This window comes from Xanthomonas indica (genome assembly GCF_040529045.1).
Lineage (GTDB): Bacteria > Pseudomonadota > Gammaproteobacteria > Xanthomonadales > Xanthomonadaceae > Xanthomonas_A > Xanthomonas_A indica.
Map to the genome: position 1 here is coordinate 2,657,734 of NZ_CP131914.1, position 20,521 is coordinate 2,678,254.

General features: G+C 69.3%; 14 protein-coding genes and 1 tRNA gene. 4 read left to right on the plus strand and 11 right to left on the minus strand.

The window, feature by feature from the left end; translation table 11 throughout:
• Positions 1–11 precede the first annotated feature (11 nt).
• The gene (locus Q7W82_RS11500; RefSeq protein ID WP_242159867.1) at positions 12–791 is read left to right on the plus strand and encodes a TIGR04290 family methyltransferase; all 780 of its coding nucleotides are present in this window, start codon (positions 12–14) and stop codon (positions 789–791) included.
• A 101-nt stretch (positions 792–892) separates the two neighbouring features.
• On the opposite strand, the gene Q7W82_RS11505 is transcribed toward Q7W82_RS11500, so the two are convergent.
• The 4 genes from Q7W82_RS11505 to Q7W82_RS11520 all read right to left on the minus strand — a co-directional run bounded on the left by Q7W82_RS11505 (position 893) and on the right by Q7W82_RS11520 (position 5,917).
• The gene (locus Q7W82_RS11505) at positions 893–2,227 is read right to left on the minus strand and encodes a sigma-54 dependent transcriptional regulator (RefSeq protein WP_242159868.1); all 1,335 of its coding nucleotides are present in this window, start codon (positions 2,225–2,227) and stop codon (positions 893–895) included.
• Between the two features lie 243 nt (positions 2,228–2,470).
• Positions 2,471–3,055, minus strand: coding sequence for a hypothetical protein (locus Q7W82_RS11510; RefSeq protein WP_242159869.1), 585 nt, complete (start codon positions 3,053–3,055; stop codon positions 2,471–2,473).
• 145 nt (positions 3,056–3,200) lie between these two features.
• Positions 3,201–4,490: an Nramp family divalent metal transporter gene (locus Q7W82_RS11515; protein WP_242159870.1), complete on the minus strand. Its 1,290-nt coding sequence runs from the start codon at positions 4,488–4,490 to the stop codon at positions 3,201–3,203.
• Between the two features lie 242 nt (positions 4,491–4,732).
• Complete coding sequence (locus Q7W82_RS11520; protein WP_242159871.1) at positions 4,733–5,917, minus strand: hypothetical protein; 1,185 nt, start codon at positions 5,915–5,917, stop codon at positions 4,733–4,735.
• Positions 5,918–6,293: 376 nt separating this feature from the next.
• Here Q7W82_RS11520 and Q7W82_RS11525 point away from each other — a divergent pair.
• A tRNA-Cys gene (locus Q7W82_RS11525) sits at positions 6,294–6,367 on the plus strand.
• Between the two features lie 571 nt (positions 6,368–6,938).
• On the opposite strand, the gene Q7W82_RS11530 is transcribed toward Q7W82_RS11525, so the two are convergent.
• From Q7W82_RS11530 to Q7W82_RS11540, 3 genes are all read right to left on the minus strand, one after another.
• Positions 6,939–7,622: a serine protease gene (locus tag Q7W82_RS11530; protein ID WP_343242788.1), complete on the minus strand. Its 684-nt coding sequence runs from the start codon at positions 7,620–7,622 to the stop codon at positions 6,939–6,941.
• A gap of 429 nt (positions 7,623–8,051) precedes the next feature.
• A complete protein-coding gene (locus Q7W82_RS11535) occupies positions 8,052–10,217 on the minus strand; it encodes a TonB-dependent siderophore receptor (protein ID WP_242159873.1) in 2,166 nt (721 codons plus the stop codon).
• A 157-nt stretch (positions 10,218–10,374) separates the two neighbouring features.
• Positions 10,375–10,770, minus strand: a complete 396-nt coding sequence (locus tag Q7W82_RS11540; protein WP_242159874.1) for a DUF2628 domain-containing protein — start codon at positions 10,768–10,770, stop codon at positions 10,375–10,377.
• Positions 10,771–10,861: 91 nt separating this feature from the next.
• On the opposite strand from Q7W82_RS11540, the gene Q7W82_RS11545 reads away from it, so the two are divergent.
• A complete protein-coding gene (locus tag Q7W82_RS11545) occupies positions 10,862–11,470 on the plus strand; it encodes an STY0301 family protein (RefSeq protein ID WP_242159875.1) in 609 nt (202 codons plus the stop codon).
• A gap of 9 nt (positions 11,471–11,479) precedes the next feature.
• Positions 11,480–11,788 (plus strand): hypothetical protein, encoded by a 309-nt coding sequence (locus tag Q7W82_RS11550; protein WP_242159876.1) that lies wholly within the window; start codon positions 11,480–11,482, stop codon positions 11,786–11,788.
• A gap of 346 nt (positions 11,789–12,134) precedes the next feature.
• Here Q7W82_RS11550 and Q7W82_RS11555 read toward each other — a convergent pair whose 3' ends face one another.
• The 4 genes from Q7W82_RS11555 to Q7W82_RS11570 all read right to left on the minus strand — a co-directional run bounded on the left by Q7W82_RS11555 (position 12,135) and on the right by Q7W82_RS11570 (position 20,475).
• Positions 12,135–14,345 (minus strand): hypothetical protein, encoded by a 2,211-nt coding sequence (locus Q7W82_RS11555; protein ID WP_242159877.1) that lies wholly within the window; start codon positions 14,343–14,345, stop codon positions 12,135–12,137.
• Positions 14,332–15,528: a DUF3142 domain-containing protein gene (locus Q7W82_RS11560; RefSeq protein ID WP_242159878.1), complete on the minus strand. Its 1,197-nt coding sequence runs from the start codon at positions 15,526–15,528 to the stop codon at positions 14,332–14,334. Before Q7W82_RS11560 ends, Q7W82_RS11555 begins: the two co-directional genes overlap by 14 nt.
• Before the next feature lie 98 nt (positions 15,529–15,626).
• Positions 15,627–17,297 carry a hypothetical protein gene (locus tag Q7W82_RS11565; RefSeq protein WP_242159879.1) on the minus strand — a complete coding sequence of 557 codons (1,671 nt, stop codon included), beginning with the start codon at positions 17,295–17,297 and terminating at the stop codon, positions 15,627–15,629.
• A gap of 169 nt (positions 17,298–17,466) precedes the next feature.
• Positions 17,467–20,475 (minus strand): TonB-dependent receptor, encoded by a 3,009-nt coding sequence (locus Q7W82_RS11570; protein WP_242159880.1) that lies wholly within the window; start codon positions 20,473–20,475, stop codon positions 17,467–17,469.
• Between the last annotated feature and the right edge of the window lie 46 nt (positions 20,476–20,521).

Below are 20,521 nucleotides of genomic sequence, written 5' to 3' on the forward strand. Positions count from 1 at the left end.
AGGGTCCGTCCATGCACTCCGCCGTTCCGTCCGCCGATCCCGCCGACCCGATCCAGGCGCTGGGGCCGTGGTTCCACAACCTGCACCTGCCAGATGGCCGCCAGACCTTGCCGGCGCATCCGTACGGCGACTTCCCGGCCTGCAAGTGGAGGCAGATGGCCGCACATATCCCGGCCGATCTGCAGGGCTGGCGGGTGCTGGACATCGGCTGCAACGCCGGCTTCTACAGCTTCGAGCTGGCCAGGCGCGGCGCCGAGGTGGTGGCGATCGACATGAATCCGCACTACCTGCGGCAGGCGCGTTGGGCGGCGCAACAGTTCGGTCTGGAGCGGCGCGTGCGGTTCCGGCAGATGCAGCTGTACGATCTGGCGCGCGAAGCCGAGCAGTACGACCTGGTGTGGCTGATGGGCGTGCTGTACCACCTGCGGCATCCGCTGCTGGCGCTGGATATCGTGCGGCGCCTGTGCCGCCGCGCCCTGGTGCTGCAGACCATGACCATGCCGGGCGAGGCGGTGTATCCGGCGCCGCGCGACATCGGCATGCTCGAGCGCAGCCTGATGTGCGAACCGGGCTGGCCGAAGATGGCCTTCATCGAGCATCGCCTGGCCGACGACCCGACCAACTGGTGGGCACCGAACCACGCCGGCGTGGAGGCCATGCTGCGCAGTGCCGGATTTGCCGTGGACGCGCGCATCGCCGAGGAAACCTACCTGTGCCGGCCGCAGTCGCGGCCGCCGGGGCAGGTGGCGCCGATCGAGGACGAGTTGCGCGCGGCCTGCGGCCTGCCGTAGAGCCTGCCGAGTTGACGTCGGGCAGCCTGCTGTAGGAGCGGCTTCAGCCGCGAGGCGCTGACACATTGAGATGCGGCCACCGTGCCGCGGTGCCCCGGCGATCAGCGGAAATCGCGATCGCTGCGCGACATCAGGTTGTAGATGGTGCGCACGCTGATGCCCAGGCTGCGCGCGGCCGCGGACTTGTCGCCGCCGTTGACGTGCAGGGTGCGCGCCAACATCTCCTGCTCGATCTGCTTCAGCGGCGTGCCCACGCGGAAGGTCACCTCGTCGCCCGTCGTTGCGTACTGGCCATGCGTCTCGCGCACCGGCGGCGCCGCCTCGCCCTGCAGTAGGGGCTCGACCGTCACCGCATCGCCATCGGCGCGGTAGTAGCTGCGTGCCACCGCACTGGACAGTTCGCGCACATTGCCCGGCCAACGATGCTGGGCCAGCACCGTGCGCGAGAAGGCGTCGAACTGTTTGCGCGTGCCATAACGCCGGTTCAGCGTGTCAAGCAGCGCATCGGCGATCAGGTGCACGTCGTCGCCGCGCTCGCGCAGCGGCGGCAGTTCGATGACGTAGTGCGACAGCCGGTAGTACAGGTCGCGGCGCAGAGTGCTGGCGCTGCCGAGCAGGTCGCGGTGGGTGGCGGCGACGATGCGCACGTCCAGCTTGACCTCCGCATCGCTGCCGACCCGGGTGATCGCCCCGGTTTCCAGGCAGCGCAGCAGGTACACCTGCAGTTCCGGCGCCATCTCGCCGATCTCGTCCAGGAACAGGGTGCCGCCCTGCGCTTGTTCGAAATAGCCGGCATGGCGCTGGTTGGCGCCGGTGAAGCTGCCGCGCTCGTGACCGAACAACTGGCTGGCGAGCAGCTCCGGCGGAATCGCGCCGCAGTTCACTGCGACCAGGCGCCCGCTGCGGCCGCTGGCGTCGTGGATCGCCTTGGCCAGCAGCTCCTTGCCGGTGCCGGTTTCGCCGGCAATCAGCACCGAGATGTCCAGCGGCGCGACGCGGGCGATGTCGGACTGCACGCGCGCGATCGCCTCGCATTCGCCGACCAGGCCGAAGCGGGCCTTGCCGCGCCGTGGTGGCAGCCGGTGCAGGACCTGCTCAAGTTCGGCATCGATCTGCGGCCACGCCAGGGAGGCCTGCAGCAATTCGACGCTGCCGCCGGCCAGGCCGCGCCACTTCGGCATCTGCGCCTCGGTGGCCAGCAGCACGATGCGCGCATCTGCGCGGCCGGCCATGCTGTTGATCAGTTCCATTGCCGCCACGCGCTCGGCATCGCCATCGAGCAGCAGCAGGTCGATGCGTTGCTGTTGCAGCCAATGCCGGGCGTGCGCGATCGAGGGCAGTCGGGTCAACGCAAGGCCGCGGCGCAGGGAGAAGGTGGACACGTGGTCCGACAACGCGGTATTGCCCTCCACGATCGCCAGCAGGGGTTTTGTCATGCGGATTCCACTCTGCGGATCAGGTCATTCCATCGTCCTCCGCGTGTGTGAGCGCAAGGCGAAAACAGGCTAAGACGCGTCCTCATCATGCTGAAGCAGATTCGGGGTGCTTCAGCAATGTCGTCAAGCGCCGCCGCATCCTCGTGCGCATGCAATCCGTGCGTATGCACATGCAATGCGTGCGGCATGCCGCGTTTGACTCGCGTTGTTTTGCGGATCGCAACCGCGCCGCGGCGGTGGCACTCAGTGCGGCCGTTCGCTCGGCAGCGGACCGCGCAACAGCGTCGCCACGGAGACGAAGCGTTGCGCCGGCACGTGCTGCAGGCGCCGCAGGGCCTCGGCGCCGTCCAGGTACAGCCACTCGATCACGTCGTCGGCGCCGATCAGCAACGGCACTTCGTTCGGCAGGTCCGGCGTCGCCGGCGCCTCGGTGAGCAGGGAAAAGCACGACAGATGGAAGCCATCCCGGGTCTGCATGCTGCTGCGCAGGCCGGCCGCGAACAGGGCACCGGACGTGTCGCAGATCCATGCGCCATGCGCGGCATCGCCTGCGACGCTGAAGCCGGCGATCGGCACCAGGCAGCGCTGTGTTTCCCAGACCGCGGCCTGCGCAGCGGGCCAGGTGCGGTCGCGCCGTTCGCTGGTGATCAGGGGCGCGTCCGGCGCATCGCGGCGGCCGAACAAAGCCCGCTCGTTGCGCACTTCGCCACCCCACAGCACCAGGATCTGCGCCTGTTGGCCTGCCGTGATCTCGGTGGTGCGTCCGGCGGTGACCGGATCTTGCAGCGGCCAGGCGGGCAGGCGGTGTTGCAGAACGCTGAGGATCATCGGCGAGGCGTCGAAAGCGGATGCCTTTGGAACGCAGAATGCGTGCCAGCATCTTCTTCTTCCCCCGTGCGCTGTGGTGAACCGGCGCGGTGCGACAGGCGCAGCGCGCCGGCGAAAGTTTTTCAGTCGCGCAGCTTTTGCGTGCCTACAGCAGCAGGGTGACCAGCAGGCAGCCGCTGGCGGCGAAGGTCACCACCACCGTGATCCAGCCGAGCGTATTGGTGATGCGGCTGTTGACGTGGCCGCGCATCAGCGTGCGATCGTTGCTCATCAGCATCATCAACAACAGCAACGGCGGCACCGACATGCCCTGCACGATGCCCGACAGCACCAGCGCCTTCATCGGATTGACGCCAAGGAAATTCAGCCCCACGGCGATGGCCGTGACCAGCGCGATCGTGGCGTAGAACAGCTTGGCCTCGCGCGGCCGCGCGTGCAGGCTGCCCTCGCGGCCGATGCCCTGTACCAGGTCGTAGGCCGCGCCCGTGGTCATCACCGGCACCGCCAGGAAGCCCACGCCGACCACGCCCAGCGCGAACAGCCACTTGGCGGCGGGGCCTGCCAGCGGTTCCAGCGCGGCGGCCGCCTGTGCCGCCGTCGCGATCTCGGTCTGGCCGGAACGGTGCAGGGTGGCGGCGGTGGAGAGGATGATGAAGTAGAGGATGATGTTGGAGAACAGCATGCCGACCATGACGTCGCGGCGGGTACGGCGCAGTTCGCCGCGGCTGGCGCCCTGGCGTGCGGCGAGGCTGCGGTGGCCCTTGGCAATCTGCTCTTCCACCTCCTGATTGGATTGCCAGGTGAAGATGTAGGCCGACAACGAGGTGCCGATGCAGGCCACGATCATCGACAGGTACTCGCGGCTGAACTCGGCATGCGGCACGAAGGTGCCGCGCAGCACCTGCCGCAGGTCGGGCCGGGCCATCAGGGCGGCGGCGACGTAGGCGAACAGCGCCAACGCCAGCCAGCGGAAGATCCGTTTCAGCAGGCGGTAGGAGCCGAAGACTTGCAGGGCGAAGATGGTCACCGCTGCGATCACCACGATCGCCGGCACCGGCAACGGGATCAGCAGGTTCAGCGCCGCGCCGATGCCACCCAGGTTGGCGGCCGCCTCGATCACATTGCCGACGAAGGCGCCGGCCACCGCCGGATACAGCACCCAGCGCGGGTAGCGGTCGCGAATGATCGCGAACAAGCCCTTGCCGGCCACGCGCCCGAGCTTGGCCGACAGATACACCACCAGGTACATCATCGGCAGCAGCACCGGCGCGATCCACAGGAACGCGAAGCCGTAGCGCGCGCCGGCGCTGGCGTAGGTACCGATGGCGGAGGGATCGTCGTCGGCCGCGCCGGTGACCACGCCGGACCCGAGCAGACGGAACAGATTGCGCCGCGGTGCAGGCGCGGATTCGGCAGGCGCAGCGGGTGGCGTCATCGCGATCGGCAGCTCGGGCAGAGCCGCAAACCTAATCAGGATGGCCTAAATGTGCTGTGGGCGATGCTGCGTACAGCGCGTGAAGGGGCGGGCAGCGCGCGCGTATCCGCCCGCGAAACAGGTGCACCGGTCGCTTGAACAACGCGGCGTTGTCGCCCGATGGGCACCTTGTCCTCAAGAGACAGCTAGCCCCACCGCTGCCTCCGAGGTCCGCGCGTATCTGACGACACCCGCCGGCGCATTCAATCGCCAGGTTGCGTCGTCCTGAAGCCGACATGCCCGCAGGCGGCGTCGTAGGCGTAGTCGCCGGCGGCGAGCAGATGACGGCCGCTATTGATGTGTGCCGGTGGCGTCTTCAGCGGTCCGCGCCATTGCACGCTGTCCGGCGTCGCCGCCTTGCCGTCGCCGACCGCGAAGCCGTAGCCGAACACCGGCTGCCCCTTGGCGTCGACGACGTCGAGCCGCAGTTGGGTGGCATCCGGCACCACCCGCGTGGGGTGGCCGGCGATCTCCATGGTCTGTTGCAGGCTGGTGGGCGTGGCGGGCGGTACCACCGGGTTGAGCATCATGTAGGACACGCCGGTGTCGGGCAGCAACTTGCCGCAGACGCGATAGTCGCTGCCGCTGCCGGGGAAGCTGGCGCAGGCGGTAGGCGCCTGCCAGTCGCTCGCTGCGGTGGCGGTGGCCGCGCCGCGCTGCAGCGGCACCAGAGCGAAACCGCTCAGCGCCTGCTTGCTGACGCCCAGGGTGATGCCCTTGGCGGTGACGATGTAGCCGGGGCTCATGCGTTGCGCACGCATCTGCACCAGATTGAGAAACGGATTGCGCGCGGCATCGACGCCGCGGTCGTAACCCACACCCATCATGCCGAAGTGCGGGGAGATGGTGCTGCAGTTGCGCAGCACCTGCGTGCTGCTGCTCAGCGCGGGGCTGCCGTCATAGCCGGCGCAGGTGGTCGGCACCTGCGCCAGCGGCGTCGGTTGCTGGGCCACGCTGGCGACATCGCAGGTGCACTGCGCGGCCAGCACAGTAATGCGGTCCACGCGCGCCGCGGCGGTCTTGCCGTCGGCGGAGACGCCGAGTCGCATCGGCACATCCACGTACTTGCCGGGGTGATACTTGCTGTCGCTCGAATAGAAGATGTAGCCAGGCGTCTTGGAGGCGTCCCAGGCGCTGCGCAGCGCGTCGCTCAACGGCACCACCACGCCGGTGGAGCCGGTATCCACCTCCAGCACCTGGCTGCCGCTGCTGCGGCCATCGGCATCGCTGCCGAGCTGCACCCGCACCTGATAAGCGAACGTCGGCGTGGCCTTGGAAGCCAGCGGCAGGTTCACAGTCTGCGTCTGCAACGCGCAGGTCTGCGCGGCGGCGGTGGCGCTTGCGGCCAGGCACAGCGCGGCCCCGCTCCAGCGTGTCCATCGGTTCATGACGATGCCTCGTTTGGGTGTGGCGCCATGCTAGAGCGCGGCAGCACGCCGATCCTGCGCGGCGGCGCGCGATGCGGCGCTTGTCTACCTCAGCTGGCATGGCGCTGTGGTCGGCATTCCAGTCGGCTGGCGACGCCGCGCGCCTGCCGTGGTTTCCTCTGCGCGGTCCCGGTCACCTATGCGCAGGGTTGCCAAGCCGGGGAGCTTGGTACACAATGCAGTCCGTTGTGCGCCGGGCTGATTCAAAAACATCTTTTGAATCAATGCGTTGAACGAGAGCCGCAAGGCATCGTCCAGTGCCCGCCGCAAGGGCCCCGACAGCGGGGCTTTGTTTTTGTCGGACGCCACTGGCGTTGCGGCAAGACGTCAGTCCACCGGCCTGGTGGCAGAGTGGTTATGCAGCGGACTGCAAATCCGCGTACGCCGGTTCAATTCCGACCCAGGCCTCCATTTCGTTTCAACGACTTACGTTCGTTTTTGCGGGTCCTGATCTTTCCGCAATCCAGGGGCCTTTTCCGCAATCGTCAGCGCATTTGGGGTCAACTTTGCCCCGTAGCGATTGCGCACATAGTGCTCGGTCATAACCACCGATTTGTGTCTGACCTGCTTCTGGGCCTGCCAAATCTCGCCCGCCTCATCTGCTGACAGCCTCTTACTGCTCGTCCTCGATGCACAGGTCCCCGCTGGTCTCGCGCAATCCTTTGATGCCAGTGCACTGATTCGGCATCGCGGTGTAACTTCGTTCACGCGCGAATTACAGATGTACGATATCGGGAGCTTTCTCGCGGTTCGCGCTGACGTGCCACTGCCCGCGATGGCACACCAGGTCACGTACTGACGGACGTGAATGGGCTTGATGGTTTGCGGCGCCGCAGGCGGGTCGGCATGCGGCGGCGTCGAACGTAATCCGCCCGCCCAGCTATGAGCACAGGTTGCGAGAAATTTTGTTCGTCTCGCTCGCGACGCACACGACCAGTTCGGCATCTGCCAAGTCGTGATCTACAGCGATCAATGTGAGCATTTAAGTTGAAGGCCGGGCTAGACCGATGGGGTTGTTCTTGATCAACTCTAAGATGATGCGGATGTTGGTTGACTCGATGATTCCGGTATTCGCCCTGTAGACCAATGAGTGCTCCGAGTCACCCTCGTATACAGGCTCGGCTACATATCGGAAGCTAGTCACGACACTGCAGACCTGAAAATCATTTGAGCCTGGTGGAATAAAAACTACAGGCCCGCCAGAGAATCCAGGGTTGTTGAGGCCGTCTAGAAATATCGTTTCGAAACCATCTGCAACGACCATGGCGGAAACAATTGCTTTTTTGACGAAGGGAAGGGGGTATTTTCCATTAAGTTCGGGGGGCACTTCTGCACGCCATCCATATGGGAAGCCAAGGAAAAATACATCTTGGCTCCATATCAGGCCTTTGCTGCTCGCCTCCAAGGGCAGGCGCTGGGACAGTTGCATGGAGGAAGCAAACACCGCTACATCTCCTGCTTCGTGGGTGCCAACTAGCTCGACAGGCATGCCTCGCCATTCCTTGCCTTGCCAGATGCCAATGTAATCACCCGATTCCCATTGCTCAAGCAGGTGATTAGCCGTCACCAAGTACTGAAGACCCTGGACTTCTATGGTAAATAGCGTTCCCACATTGTCGCCAATCTTAACTTGACGAACGCAGTGCAGAACATTTGAGTTGATCATGCGCAAGCGGCCTCTCGTCTGCGTATTGGGGGCTTCCTGGCTAGGCGTCGCTAGTGAAGCGGAAGGCTTTGATCCTAGTCGGAAACGCTACATCAAGTCGCAGCTAATTAGCTATTCCAGACTCGTGACTCATGTCAACTAGAACAGTCGCCAGTAGGCAGCGGAAGACGCAGTCGACCTGGAGGTTGCGTCCGACAAGTGGCAGGCCTGAGCCCAGCCAGTTGGGATTCTTAGCCTGCCTTCGATACGCCATTTGACGGCTTCTGAGGCGCGATGTTTACCCAGTAGGTCCTGCTCCGAAGCGTTCATGACGCAATAGAACATCCATCTTGGGTCGGACATGACCGGATCCGATGGCGACATGGTCCGAGCCTCGACATAAGGAGACATGTGCGCGATCGCTCCTCTGGCCATCGCGCACACGCGGCCTCACCACCGATACGTGGCCGTGGCCATCACGCGGCGCTGCTCGCCGTAATAGCAGTTGTCGTAGGCGTCGCAGTTGCTGAGGTAGGTCTTGTCGGCGAGATTGCGCACATTCACGGCCAGGCTCCAGCGGTCGCGGTCGTAGCCGAGCAGCGCGTCGAACAGGGTGAATGCCGGTACCTCGGCGCGCGCGGCATCCAGGTCGCCGCGGTTGGCGCCGGTGTAGCGGGCGCCCAGGCCGAGCCGGATGCCGTTGTCGAAGCGGTAGTCGCCCCACAGTGCGGCGGCGTGGCGCGAGACCGCCGACAGCGGCTTGCCCAGTTCGCGCGGGTTGCTGCTGGCGGTGACGTGCACCGTCGGCGTGTAGCTGTAGGAGCCGATCAGTTGCAACCGCGGCAGCGGGTGCAGCGTCGCCTCCAGTTCCAGGCCGCGCACCAGTGTCTCGCCGGTCTGGCGCGGGAGGAAATCCGGATCGTAGGTCAGGTAGTTGCGCCGGCGCAGGTCGAACACGGCGGCGCTGTACGACTGGGTGCCGCCATCGGGCTGGAAGCGCAGGCCGGCTTCGTACTGGCGCCCGCTTTCCGGGCGGAACGCGCGGCCGCTCAGCGGGTCGCGCGTGGCGGTCGGCACGAAGGACTCGCTGTAGCTCAGGTACGGCGCCCAGCCGTTCGCGGCCACGTAGGTCAGGCCGGCGCGCTTGCTGGCCTTGCGTTCGACGATGTCGCCGCGGCTGCCGTCCAGGCGGCTGTGCAGCGTGCTGTCGGCCCGGTCGTAGCGGGCGCCGATGGTGAGCAGCCAGCGCTCGCGCCAGCGCACCTGGTCCTGCACGTACAGGCCGGTCTGGCTCACCGTGGCGATGCCGTCGTACCAGGGGGCGGGCAGTTGCACCGGATCGCCGTAGACCGGATGGCGGATGTCCAGCGGCGTGGTGGTGCCGCCGCTGTGGCTGACCTGGTCGATGCGCGTGCGTTGATAGTCCAGGCCGAACAGCAGCGTGTGCTGCACGGCGCCGGCGTGCAGGCGCAGCTCGAGCTGGTTGTCCAGGTTCAGTGCATGCACCGTTTCCTTGCTGTCCGAAGCGGTGCGGCGCAGCCGGGCGAAGTTGGATGGGTCCAGCGGATCGGCGGGGTCGTCGATGACGAAGCCGCGTCCCTGCACACTGCGGTAGTCCACCTTCAGGCGGCCGAAGCGCGCGTTCTGGCGCAGATGCAGCACGTCGTTGATGCGGTGTTCGAACAGCGCGGCGACCATCGCCGTGTCCAGGTCGAAACGGTTGTAGGCCGGGTCGCTTTCGAACAGGCGGCTGGGGAGATAGGTGCCGATCGCCGTCGGCACCAGCGATCCCACCGCCGGCCGCATGCGCAGGTAGACGCCGGCGCGGGTGCGGCCGAGTTGCGAGAGCAGGGTGAGGCGGGTGGCCTCGCTGGGCGCCCAGGTCAGCGCCGGGGCCAGGAAACGGCGGTCGTCGCGCATGCCGCCGGCCGGCAGCTCGGCCTCGCGCGCCAACGCGGTGAGGCGGTACAGGACGGTGCCGTCCTCGCTCAGCGGCCCGGACAGGTCGCCGGCGAGTTGCCGCCGCCGGTGATCGCCAAGCTGCACCTGCAGTTCGTGCAGCGGCTCGGCGGTGGGGCGCTTGCTGACCGCGTTGACCAGCCCGCCCGGGCCACTCTGTCCGTACAGCACCGAGGCCGGGCCGCGCAGCACCTCGATGCGTTCGGCGCCGTAGCGCTCGATCGGCCAGATGCCCCAGTTGCCGTTATTGCGCAGCGGCATGCCGTCCAGGTAGAAGCCGGGCGCATAGGCGTCGAAGCCGCGCAGCGAGATCCAGTCGTAGCGCGAGTCGGTGCCGTAGCGGGTGGGGATCACTCCGGGCGTGTAGCTCAGCGCGTCCTTGAGCGTCTGCGCGCCCTGGGCCTGCATGCGCGCATCGTCGATCACCGACAGCGATTGCGGCGTTTCCAGCAGGCTGGTGTCGGTCTTGGTGGCGGCGCTGCTGCGCTTGCCGGGATCGCTGCGCTCGCTGACGCGCACCGCGGGCAGCGTGGTGGCGTCGGTTTGCGCGCCGGCAGCGGGTGAGCCGGCCGTGGCGAGCACGGCGATGGCGGCGGCCAGCGGTGCGACGCGGCGGGTGCGGCGCGCGAACGCCGGGCAGTAGAAAGTGGGCGACATCAGGCGACTCCTTTGCGGAGCCTGCGCGCGACCAACGAGGCGCACAGGCGGGGGGAAGGGCTGCCTGGGCGCGGGCCTGGGTGGCGAGGGAATGGGTGGTCCGCCGCCACTGCGGCGGCGGACCGGTGCGCATGCAAGGCGTTGCGCGAGGGAGCGCTTACCAGCGGATGCCTTCGAACGGGTTCCAGCTGGTGCTGCCCTTCACCTTGTCCAGATAGTAGGCGTAGTTGGCGGTCATGCCGACCAGGATCGAATAGGCGATGCCGAAGGCCCGGCTGGCCGCGTCCGGAAGGAAGGCCAACGCGATCCCGCAGCACAGCGAGATGGCGAGCAGCACCAGCGCCTTGCGCCACAGCCCGATGACGAACAGGTAGATGAAGCCGAAGAAGAAGGCGAACCAGTTCATGTTGAGGCGCAGCTTCTCCTTGAACGGCAGCGCTTTCATCGCGTCCTTGAAACGCGCCGACTTGGGTTCGCCGTAGGTGTCGTAGAAGTGGAAGCGGAACTGCCATTTGGGGCTGTACTGGCTGTAATCGTGGGTCGTGCTGTGCATCGTGGTTCTCTTCTGCGGGTGGATGGGGCGGAGGGATGCGTGATCGCGCGCTAGTGCGCGCAGGGCGCCGGCGGTGTGCGGAGGTGCCGCGTTGACCTTTGCCGGCGGCGCGGGCACCGTAGGCGCGCTCCAGCGAGGCGGCCTGCGGCGTTTGCGAGGGACGCCCCTGGGAGTGGAAGGCCGGGACGCGGTGTCGGCCGGTCTCGATGCGGCAGTCGACAAGGAGCACGCGATGGGGTTGCAGGAAATGTCCGCCACGGCGTGCCGCGCACTGCCGCTGCTCATTGGCATCCTGTTCGCCGCGCCTGCCGCGGCCAGGGAGACGCTGCATTGCCCCGAGCGCCTGCGCGTCGCCGACGCGCCATTGCAGAGCCCGGACCTGCCGGCGGGGGCCCGCGTCGACCTCGCCGCCACGCCGCCGCTGCGGCTGTTCTCCAGCGGCGTCTATTCCGGGCCGCCGCGCGAGATGGCCGCGCTGGTGCCGAGCAACGAGGACACCCGCCGACCCGGCGATGCGGGCGCGTCGATCTGGCGCTTCGATGCGCCAGATCCGCATGGCCTCTATCTGGTGTGCGGATACGGGCCGGACGGCTTGGTGCAGGTCTCCCGGCGTGTCGGCGATGTCGCGCGCTGCGAGGCGACGCCGATGCGCCCGAGCAGCGCCGATCCGACCGTCGGCATCCTGTTCGTGTGCGAGTGAGGCCGCGCGATGGCACGCCCGCGCAAGGCCGTGGCGATCGCCGCGCAGGTGCTGTCCTGGAGCGTCTACGTGCTGGGCATGTTGCTGCTGTACGCCGTCTCGGGCGGCCCGTACGCGTGGGTGGACGGCAGCGATCCGTCGCTGTCCTCGGCCGGTTTCCAGGACAGCGGCAATGGGCGCCTGGTCGGCCTGTGCGTGCTGGTCGCGCTGGTGCTGCTGCAGGGCGTGCACGCGTTGCTCAGCCGTCGCCGCAGGGCGCGTGGGTGCTGCCTGGGCGCGATGGCGCTGGCCTGCCTGGCCTGGTCTTGCTGGAACTGAGCGCAGTCTCCATCCCGCGTGCGCACACGACGCACGCAGGCACACGCGCACCGCGCGGCGCATGCCGCGGGCGGTGACATCCTTGTCGCGCGTGGTGCGGTGCTGCATCGGGAGAACGGTCGTCCAGGACGGCGGAGCGGGCGGCGCCGCGTATGCCGACGCGATTCCAGCCCGAAAGAGGAAAGTCCTGTTGAAGAGACGAGCGAGGGGCGGCGATCCCTACCTTGGGGGATTGGGGAGTCGGGATTGGGGATTGGTCAGGGCGTCGCGGCGCGCCTGACGGTTACGCGGTTGATGCAGGCGAGGGTGGTCACGTGCCGGACCGCGTCCGGCTCCGCGCCATGGCTCAACCCTGCGGCGGCGCTGTAGCGGTGCGCGCCTTGCGTCGCATACGCCGGCGCAGCAGCCAGCCCGCCGCGGTCAGCAGCGCCAGGCCGGTCGCGCCCAGGGCGAGTCGGTGCGTGTGCACGAACTGGCGCAAGGCCTGGCCGCGATCGCTCCACAGGCGCCGCCGCGCGCCGTCGAAATCCGGTGTCTCGCAGGCGCCCACGCCGAACACGTAGGCCTTGCCGGGCAGCGGATTGAGCGCGCCGTGCGCGACGTAGCGCTGGTAGGAACGACGTGCCTGTGCCGGGTCGAGGGTGATCAGCCAGTCGGTGGCCTGGCACAGCACGGCGGCATAGGCCTGGCTGCGTGCCGGCAGGTCGTCGGCAGCGCGATCGGCCAGGGCGGCGGCGATCCAGCGGTAGTGGTAACGGCGATAGGGTTGCGCGGCGGTGGCGTCCCAGCGCTGCGCTTCGGCGGCGGCGACCAGGCCGCCGGGGCGCAATCGCGCGTGCGGTGTGGTGTCGGCATAGTTGCCGGCGTAGACCCGGTTGTCCGGCCCCAGCTCGTAGCCCAGCAGTTCCATGCCGTGGCGGCGCGCGATCAGCGCGGCCTGGTAGTGGCCCTCGGCGCGGCCGATGCCGGTCCAGGCCGAGGCCGCCTGCCGCCGCGCATCGCGATAGCGGCGTGCCGCCTCGCGCAGCTCGGGCTGGGCGAAATAGGGCAGCGCGTCGTCGTAATGGCCGGTGCGCATCAGCCGGCGCGCCAGCAGTTCGCGCAGTTTCAGCGGCGGCGTCCGTTCCCAGTCATTCGTCGTCGCGTCCGTGGCGACCGGCGGTGCGGCGGGGACGTGGCGATCCACGTAGTCCTGCAGTTCCTGCACGGTGAGCACGCGCTCGGCGACCGCGGCGGCATCTTCCCAATAGAGGTCGCCGCTGCGGTACAGCTGCGCGAACGCCTCCACGTAGCTGCCGCGTTGCAATGCCAGGATCGCCGCTTCGCCGTCGATGCGGCACTGCGGTTTGACCGTCTCGTTGCTCCAGCCGGCGGCACGGCGCGTGCCCCAGTCCTCGTTCGGCGGGAAGCGCCGCGATGCCTGCGCGTAGGCCTGTGCCGCGCGCGCGGCATCGCCGTCGCGCAGTGCCATCTTGGCGCGCAACCACCACGCCAGGCCGCTGTCGCCGGCATGCGCGAGCAGGCGCGCGGTGCCGGGATAATCGCCCTGGCGGTAGGCCAGCGCCGCCAGCCGGTCGGCGTCTTCCACCGGATCGCGTTGTCCCTCCTGCAGCAGGCGCAGGAAGCGCGCCGAGGACAGCGCGCTGCCGGTCTCGGGATCGAAGGCGGTGGTGTCGCTGAGCAGCTTGGCGATCAGCAGCCGGCGCACCGCCTGCTGTCGCAGCAGCGGTGCCAGTGCCGCATCGCTGCGGCGGGCGAGATCGGCGGCCACCTGCTGCAGCGAGCTCATGCCGGTGGCCGAGCCCTGCGCGGCCTGCACCGCATACAGGCCGATCGCGCCGTTCCAGTCGCCGGCAGCCAGCAGCAGGCGCGCCTCCTCGCCGAGGCTGGCGATGCCCAGCTCCAGCGGATCATCGAACCCGGCCAGGCGCAACGTCCGGGTCTGCTGGAAGGCCTGCTGCGCCTGCTGCCGCTCCGCCTGGCGCTGCGCGGCCGCATCGCCCGGCAGCGCGCGCTCGGCGGCCAGCGCCAGGCTGCGCCCCAGCGAGTAGGCGGCCCAGGTGCTGCGCGCGCGGCGCTGCGCTTCGGGCAGCGCCAGCACCTGGCGGAAGTAGTCCGCCGCCGAAGGATACTGGCCCTGCGCGAACGCCACCGCGCCGGCGGTGTACAGGCGCAGTTCCGGCGGCAGCTCGGCACCTTCGCGCTCCACGCGTCGCGCATCGTCCAGCGCGCGGAGTTGTTCGATCCGGGCGAACTGCGCAGCGCTCAGTTGCGTGCGTTCGACGTCGCTGCGCTGCTGCGGGAATTGCGCGCCGGCGTCCCAGTAGCGCGGCAAGGTCGCTGCGCTGGCGCGGCCGAGGCCGTCGATCGGCGCACCCAGGCGCTGCACCTCGCGGGCGAAGCTGCCCTCCGGCAACTGCGCCAGGGCGCCGGCGCGGTCGTCGAGCAGGCGGTACGGGAAATCCGGGCCGCAGGCGCGGGCGCCGCCCAGCGGCAGCAGGACCAGCAGCAGCGCGGCGGCCAGTGCGGCCGCGGGTCGGGAATCACGGCAGGACATCGATGGCACCTGTGTGCAGGGCGCGGCAGCGGACCCAGCCGAGCGCACGGCGTTCTCCGGCGGCCAGGGGCGGGGATGCGGTGGTGCGGTCGAAACGGGGCGCCTGTGCCGGCAGTTGCAGGCGGTAATCGCCGAGCGCGTCGCCGGCCTCGCAGGCGCTGCCGTGCAGGACGACGTGCTGCGGCGGCGCGGCTGCGGTGTTGCCATGGTTGGTCAAGCTCAGATCGTAGACCGGGCCGGTGCCGCTGGCCTGCACCTGCACCGCCGCGTGCAAGGGGCGCCCGTGCACCACGGCCTGCAGCGTCGCCAGCGGCCAGGCGCGGCGGTCGCCCGGCAGCGGCAGGCGGAACCAGACCAGCCCGGCCAGGTGCGGCGGACGGCGGTCGCGCAGCGCAGCGACGAACGCGGCGAGCTGCTGCGGCGACACCCGCAGTTCGTGGCGTGTGCCGCGTGCCGCCAGCGGCGCTTCACTCTCGACCAGCGGGGCAACGTCGGCATCGGCGCTGTCGACCAGCGCCACGCCGTAGGCCGGCAGGGCCAGCCAGAATGGCGTGGCGCTGCGCTGGGCGTAGCGGTCGGTCCAGCGCCGCGCCTGCACCGGATCGAACAGGCCGGTGGCGGGCGCATTGACCGCATGCACCTGCAGCACCGAGCTGTCGACCGTGCGCAGCAGCGGCGTCAGCGCCGGGCTCTCCAGCCAGGCGGGCAGGGCGGTGATGCTCAGCGTCAGCTCGGCCGGCAACGCGCCGCGCAGTTGCCGCAGCAGTGCCGCATAGGCGGGCAGGCGTGCGGTGGCGCAGTCGTGGTCGATCTCCACCCCGCGCAGCGCCACGCCGGCGGCGCGCCAACGGCGCACCACCTGCAGTATCTCGGTGTCGATGCGCGTCGCATCCAGTGCCGGCAACTGCCCGTCCATCCGCACCACCGCGATCACCGGGCGGCCATCGGCGGCGAGCTGCCGCAGATCCACGGCGGCGCGGCCCCAGCCGGCGCGCGGATGCGCCTGCAACGCCAGCACGCGCAGCGCCGCGAAGTCCGCGCGGGTCTGGGCCAGCGCCACCGCATGCGCGCCGCTCCATTGCCGTTGCCAGACGTAGACCTGTTGTTCCAGCGGCGGCGGTGCCGATGCCGCGCAGCCGCCCAGCAGCAGACTCAGTCCGAGGAGCGCGCGGCGCAGCGACACGGCGGCCGTGTCAGGCCAGGCACGGCTGCACGCGGCGGCGGCGCGGCCACGGCACCGTCGGGCAGGCACTGTGCGCAGCGCGGCTCATGCGCTGGCCATCACGAGAACAGCCCGAACAGGCGCTTCTTCGGCTTGGCCGCCAGTTGCCGGGCCAGCTCGTAGCTCTCGCGCACGTCCGCACGCTCGTGCAGCGCCAGCGAGCGCTCGAAGGCGGCGAGCGATGCGGGGTAGGCGCCGAGGTTCATGTGGCAATTGGCTTCCATCATGTACAGCTGCGCCGCCGAGCCGGGGTCCGCCTGCAACATCGCGTCGTCGAGCAGGGCGCGTGCGGCGTCGCAGGCCGGCAATGCGCTGCGGTAGTCCTTGAGCACGTAATGGCAGTTGGCCTGGTAGTAGTGCGTGTAGAAGTCGTCCGTGCCGTCGCGCTGCACGGCGAGGAAGTCCTGCAGCGCGGCCTTGGTGTCCGGCAAATAGTACAGCAGCAGGTAGCCGCGCCCGTGCCGCGCGCGCTTGAGCGCCTGCGCGTCCTGCTGCTGCGCGGCCTGGGCGATCAGCGTGGTGTAGGCGTCGACCGCGGCCGGATATTCGCGCGCCTCGCCGAGCGCGCTGGCGTGCACGAACAGCGTGTCCAGGTCGTGCGGATTCGCCTCTGCCGCCGCCCGCGACAGGGCAGTGTCGACCTGCTGCGGCTGCAGCCCGCCCAGCGCCCGCGCCGCGGTGAGCCGGTGGTGCGCCTGCACCAGCGCATACATCCTAAGCAGTTCCGGATCGGCCTGGGCGTCGTCGGGCAGCGCCTCGAACGCTTCCTGCGCCGCATCGGCGATCTCCAGTACGTCGGCATGGCGGCCGACACGGTTGAGATGGCTGCAGGCCGCCTGCGCACAATCCAGGAACAGCGGCGTGTCCAGTTCGTAGTCCATCATCAGGGTCAGCGCCAGGTCCGCCGCCTCGGCGCGCAGGCCCTGATGGCGATAGGCCTCGCGCAGGTTCTGGTACAGGAACTGGAACTGGCTGTGGCGCAGGCCCTCCTCGAGGATGGCCTGCGCCTGCGCGTAGAGGCCGCGGTCCATGTACAGGATGCCGAGGTTGTTGCAGCACATCGCGAAGGTGTGGGTGTCGGTGTTGCAGGTGGCGGTGTCGCCCAGTTCCAGGCCCTGCCGGAACAGCGTGGTGCAGTGTTCGTAGAGCGCGAACTGCACGGCGTCGACATAGCCGGCGTCGGCCGGATCCAGCCCCGCGTGCTTCCATTTGCCGATGGACACACCGGCACCGTAGTAGTGGCAGGCGTTGCCGTCGCGGAAGTCCAGCTGCAGCAGCTGCGGCGACTGCCCGGCCGGCAGCGACTCCATCTCGAACAGGCGGACCTGCAGGTCCACCTGCGGCTGGAGCGCCTGCGCATTGCGGTAGGCGCCGATCGCGGCGGCGTGTTCGTCCAGCCAGTAGTGCGCGCTGCCGAGCAGTCGGTGCGCCTCGGCCTTGTCCGGGGCCAGGCCGATCGCGCGCCCGGCCCAGTCGGCGACAGTGCGCAGCGCCTGCTCGCGGTTGTTGTTGAAGTGCGCGCTGCGGTCCAGGTAGACCAGGCACTTCACCAACCACGGCCCGGCGTCGCCCGGCGCGGCCTGGATCCGCGCGTCGCAGCGCTGCATCAGCAGCGCGAGGTCGGCCTCCTGCAGGTGATCGAGCGCGCTCGTGCCGGACCACAGCGTGTACAGGCCCTCGAAGTCGTCCTGGTGAAGGGCGGCCATGCCGCGTTGGATCAGGGTCTGCATGCAGCGGTGCTCCGGAACAGGGCGGTGCGGGAACCGGCAGCAGCGCGCGGCAGCGTCTCCCGCGGGGGGCGTTGCGGTAGATAGACGAGCCAGTGGCGGCTTTCCCTACCGTGCTCGGAGCCGATCGGGCGCGAGACGGACTGCGCGTACCGTACCTGGGCGACACGCCCTAGGGCGCCGCCGCCCCGAAGCGTCGGTTGTACTGCACGAACAGCTGGCGACCGACGGTGTCGAACCAGGACATGTCGTAGAACGGGTACACGACGGCGCTGCGGTCGCGCGGGGGCATCGCGTCGAACAGATTGGTGGTGCCCAGGGACAGCGTGCTGCGCGCATCCAGCCGGCATTCCACGGTGGCATTGACGCGGTAGCTGGCGCCGATCCACGCCGGCAGCCCGCTGCTCGGGTCGTAGGTGCCGGCGGAGGAGGCCCAGCTGGGCAGGCGCCCCAGCCGCTGCGCATGCAGGGTCGCCGACCAGGCCTGGCGCGACCAGGTCAGGCTGGCGCTGGCCTTGGTGCGCGGCATGTCGACCCGGCTGTTCACCGCGAACGCGTCCTGCATCGGTTCGCCGGCGTAGAGCTGGGTGCGGTATTCGCGGACCCAGGTGTAGGCGAGCGATGCGTCGAACGTGCCGAAGCGGGTCTCGCGTTGCCCATGCAGCAGCGCATCGACGCCGCTGGTGGTGGTGCGGGCCAGATTCATCGGGCCCAGGGCCACGGCGTAGAGCCGTCCGTCTGCCGTGCGGACGACCCGCGAGATGCTCTGCTGGCAGGCGGGCGAGGCGAGCGGGCGGCGGCCGAGGCGGCAGTCGGCTTCGTCGCGCAATGCGCGGTCGGCGGACAGATCCTCGACCTGGTCGCGCAGATCGATGGCGAAGTAGTCCACGCTCAGGTCCAGCCCCTGCAGCGGCGACCAGACCAGTCCCGCTGTCCAGGCGCGGCTGGTTTCCGGTTTCAGCTCCAGATTGCCGGCGCGCCGACGCAGCAGCGGCTCGTTGTCGAAGCGGCAATCGGCTGCGGCCACGGCGGCATCTTCGCGGGCGCAACGGACGTAGTCGGTGCCCTGGCTTTCGTCGATGCCCTCACCGGCGTACAGGTAGTGCAGGTCGGGGGCGCGGAACCCCAGGCCCTGCGAGGCACGCAGTAGCAGGCGGTCGCTGGGCCGCCACTCCAGGCCGGCGCTCCAGGTGAAGCGGCCGATCTGTCGGCCCGAATAGGCGTAGCGGTCGTAGCGCACCGCACTGTCCACGGTCAGCGGTTCCAGCAACGGCAGGCGCAGTTCCGCGGCCAGCGCCCAGCGCCGGCGTTGGCCGGCGCCGTCGGCATCGCGCCAGCTGTAGTAGTAGGACCGGGTCGCCAGCGGATCGGGGTGCAGGGCGTAGGCCTGCTCGCCGACTTCGGCGGTGAGCGCGAAGCCGGCATCGCCGCCGCGCAGGCCGAACAGCGCAGGCTGGCGCAGCGTCAGCGTGGCCGCGTCGACCCGCGTCTGCGGGCGGTAGGTGGTGCGCGCGGCGATCGCGGCGTACTCGGCGGGCGTCAGGGCGGTGTACAGCCGCGCCGGATCGGCGTCGAAGCTCGGATAGCCCGAGCGCGGGTCCACGCCGACCTGCTCGCCGAGGAACCAGGCATTGGCGCGCGCGGCGACGATCTGCGGCCAGGTGGTGCGCAGGCGCGCCTGGGCGTGGCTCAGCACCGCCTCGTACGACCAACCGCCGGTGCCGAGCTCGCCCTCGACGCCGGTGGCCACGCTGAGGCGCTTCTGCCGGTTGTGGACCATGCCGACCGCCAGGCCACCCATTTCCTCCGGCGCGAACTGCCGGTTCCAGTACTCCACCTGCGCGGTACGCCGATTGTAGAAATAGCCTTCCTCGTTGCCGTCCGGGCGCATGTAGGCCCAGGTCTGGACGCTGCGCATCAGGGCGATGTCCTGCAGGCCCACCTGCACGTCGGCGAACCACTCGGCACGCGTGCCCAGCGTGCGGTGCAGCGTGGCATAGGCATCGAGGCTGCGCCGACGGTGCAGCACGGTGCCGTAGGCGATGGCGTGCGCACTGCCGCAGTAGTAGCCGGGCAGGCCGCCGGCACCGGCGCCGTCGCGCGCGCTGTAGCCGGTGTCGTGCCCGTTGAGCGACGCCAGCCCTGCACAGGCCGCGGCGCCCGGGTCGAGGTAGCGGTCGTCGACATCGGTGCGCAGGAATGCGCGCCGTGGTGCGGCCGCGCGCGCGGTGGGGGCATCGTTGCTGGAATCCTGGCGGTCGCGTTGGTAGGCCCACAGCGGCTGCTGCAGGTTCGCCTCGATGCTGACCAGGCCGGACAGCGCCTGGCCGGAAAAGCCGTGCGTGAGGCTGGCCTGCAGCGTGCGCGCATCGCCGCGGCTGCTCTGGCCGACGCGCGCGTCCAGCGTGGTGCCGTCGGCGTCGCGCCTGAGCAGGATGTTGATCACCCCGGCGATCGCGTCGGAGCCGTAGATCGCCGAGGCGCTGCCGCTCAGCACCTCGATGCGCTCGACCATGGCCAGCGGAATGCTGGCCACGTCGACGAAGTTGCTGCGGCCGTTGAACGGCAGCGGGAAGTCGGCCACGCGGCGGCCGTTGATCAGCACCAAGGTGTGGTTCGGCCCCAGTCCGCGCAGGCTCACCTGTTCGGCACCGGGCGAGTAGTCGGCGCCACTGGCCGATTGCTGGCTCTGGGTCTCGCCACCGTTCTGGGTCAGCGCACGCAGCACGTCCGGCAGGCGCTGGAAGCCGTTGGCGCGGATCTGCTCGGCCTCGATCACCGTCACCGGCGCCGGTCCTTCCAGTTGCGCGCGCGGGATCCGCGAGCCGGTGACGTGCAGGGTGGCCAGTTGTGCCGGCGCCGCGGCGACGGGCGGCGTCTTCGCAGGCGCCGCTGCAACCACCGGTGCGACGACCGCGGCCTGGCGCCGCAGCACGATGTCGCTGCCCTCGCGCTGCGCCTGCAGGCCGGTGCCCTGCAGCAGTGCGTCCAGCGCCTGCAGCGGATCGGCGATATCGCGCACGCCGGGGGTGGACAGGTCGCGGACCAGATCGGGCCGATACAGCAGTTGCAGGCCTGCCTGCCGCGCCAGCGTGTTCAACGCCGGCGCCAATGGCCCGGCCGGGATGTCGAAGCCGCCCGGCTGCGCGATCGCCGAGGCGGCGGCCGTGGCGAGCAGCACGCCCCACCTCCGTCTCCGCTGGATCGACCGCTGCGACATATGCATC

Coding starts and splice junctions, on each gene's coding strand:
- Q7W82_RS11535 (WP_242159873.1), bottom strand. CDS start 10,217: ATGTCGCCCACTTTCTACTGCCCGGCGTTCGCGCGCCGCACCCGCCGC.
- Q7W82_RS11540 (WP_242159874.1), bottom strand. CDS start 10,770: ATGCACAGCACGACCCACGATTACAGCCAGTACAGCCCCAAATGGCAG.
- Q7W82_RS11520 (WP_242159871.1), bottom strand. CDS start 5,917: ATGAACCGATGGACACGCTGGAGCGGGGCCGCGCTGTGCCTGGCCGCA.
- Q7W82_RS11505 (WP_242159868.1), bottom strand. CDS start 2,227: ATGACAAAACCCCTGCTGGCGATCGTGGAGGGCAATACCGCGTTGTCG.
- Q7W82_RS11565 (WP_242159879.1), bottom strand. CDS start 17,297: ATGCAGACCCTGATCCAACGCGGCATGGCCGCCCTTCACCAGGACGAC.
- Q7W82_RS11555 (WP_242159877.1), bottom strand. CDS start 14,345: ATGTCCTGCCGTGATTCCCGACCCGCGGCCGCACTGGCCGCCGCGCTG.
- Q7W82_RS11530 (WP_343242788.1), bottom strand. CDS start 7,622: ATGATCAACTCAAATGTTCTGCACTGCGTTCGTCAAGTTAAGATTGGC.
- Q7W82_RS11550 (WP_242159876.1), top strand. CDS start 11,480: ATGGCACGCCCGCGCAAGGCCGTGGCGATCGCCGCGCAGGTGCTGTCC.
- Q7W82_RS11500 (WP_242159867.1), top strand. CDS start 12: ATGCACTCCGCCGTTCCGTCCGCCGATCCCGCCGACCCGATCCAGGCG.
- Q7W82_RS11510 (WP_242159869.1), bottom strand. CDS start 3,055: ATGATCCTCAGCGTTCTGCAACACCGCCTGCCCGCCTGGCCGCTGCAA.
- Q7W82_RS11515 (WP_242159870.1), bottom strand. CDS start 4,490: ATGACGCCACCCGCTGCGCCTGCCGAATCCGCGCCTGCACCGCGGCGC.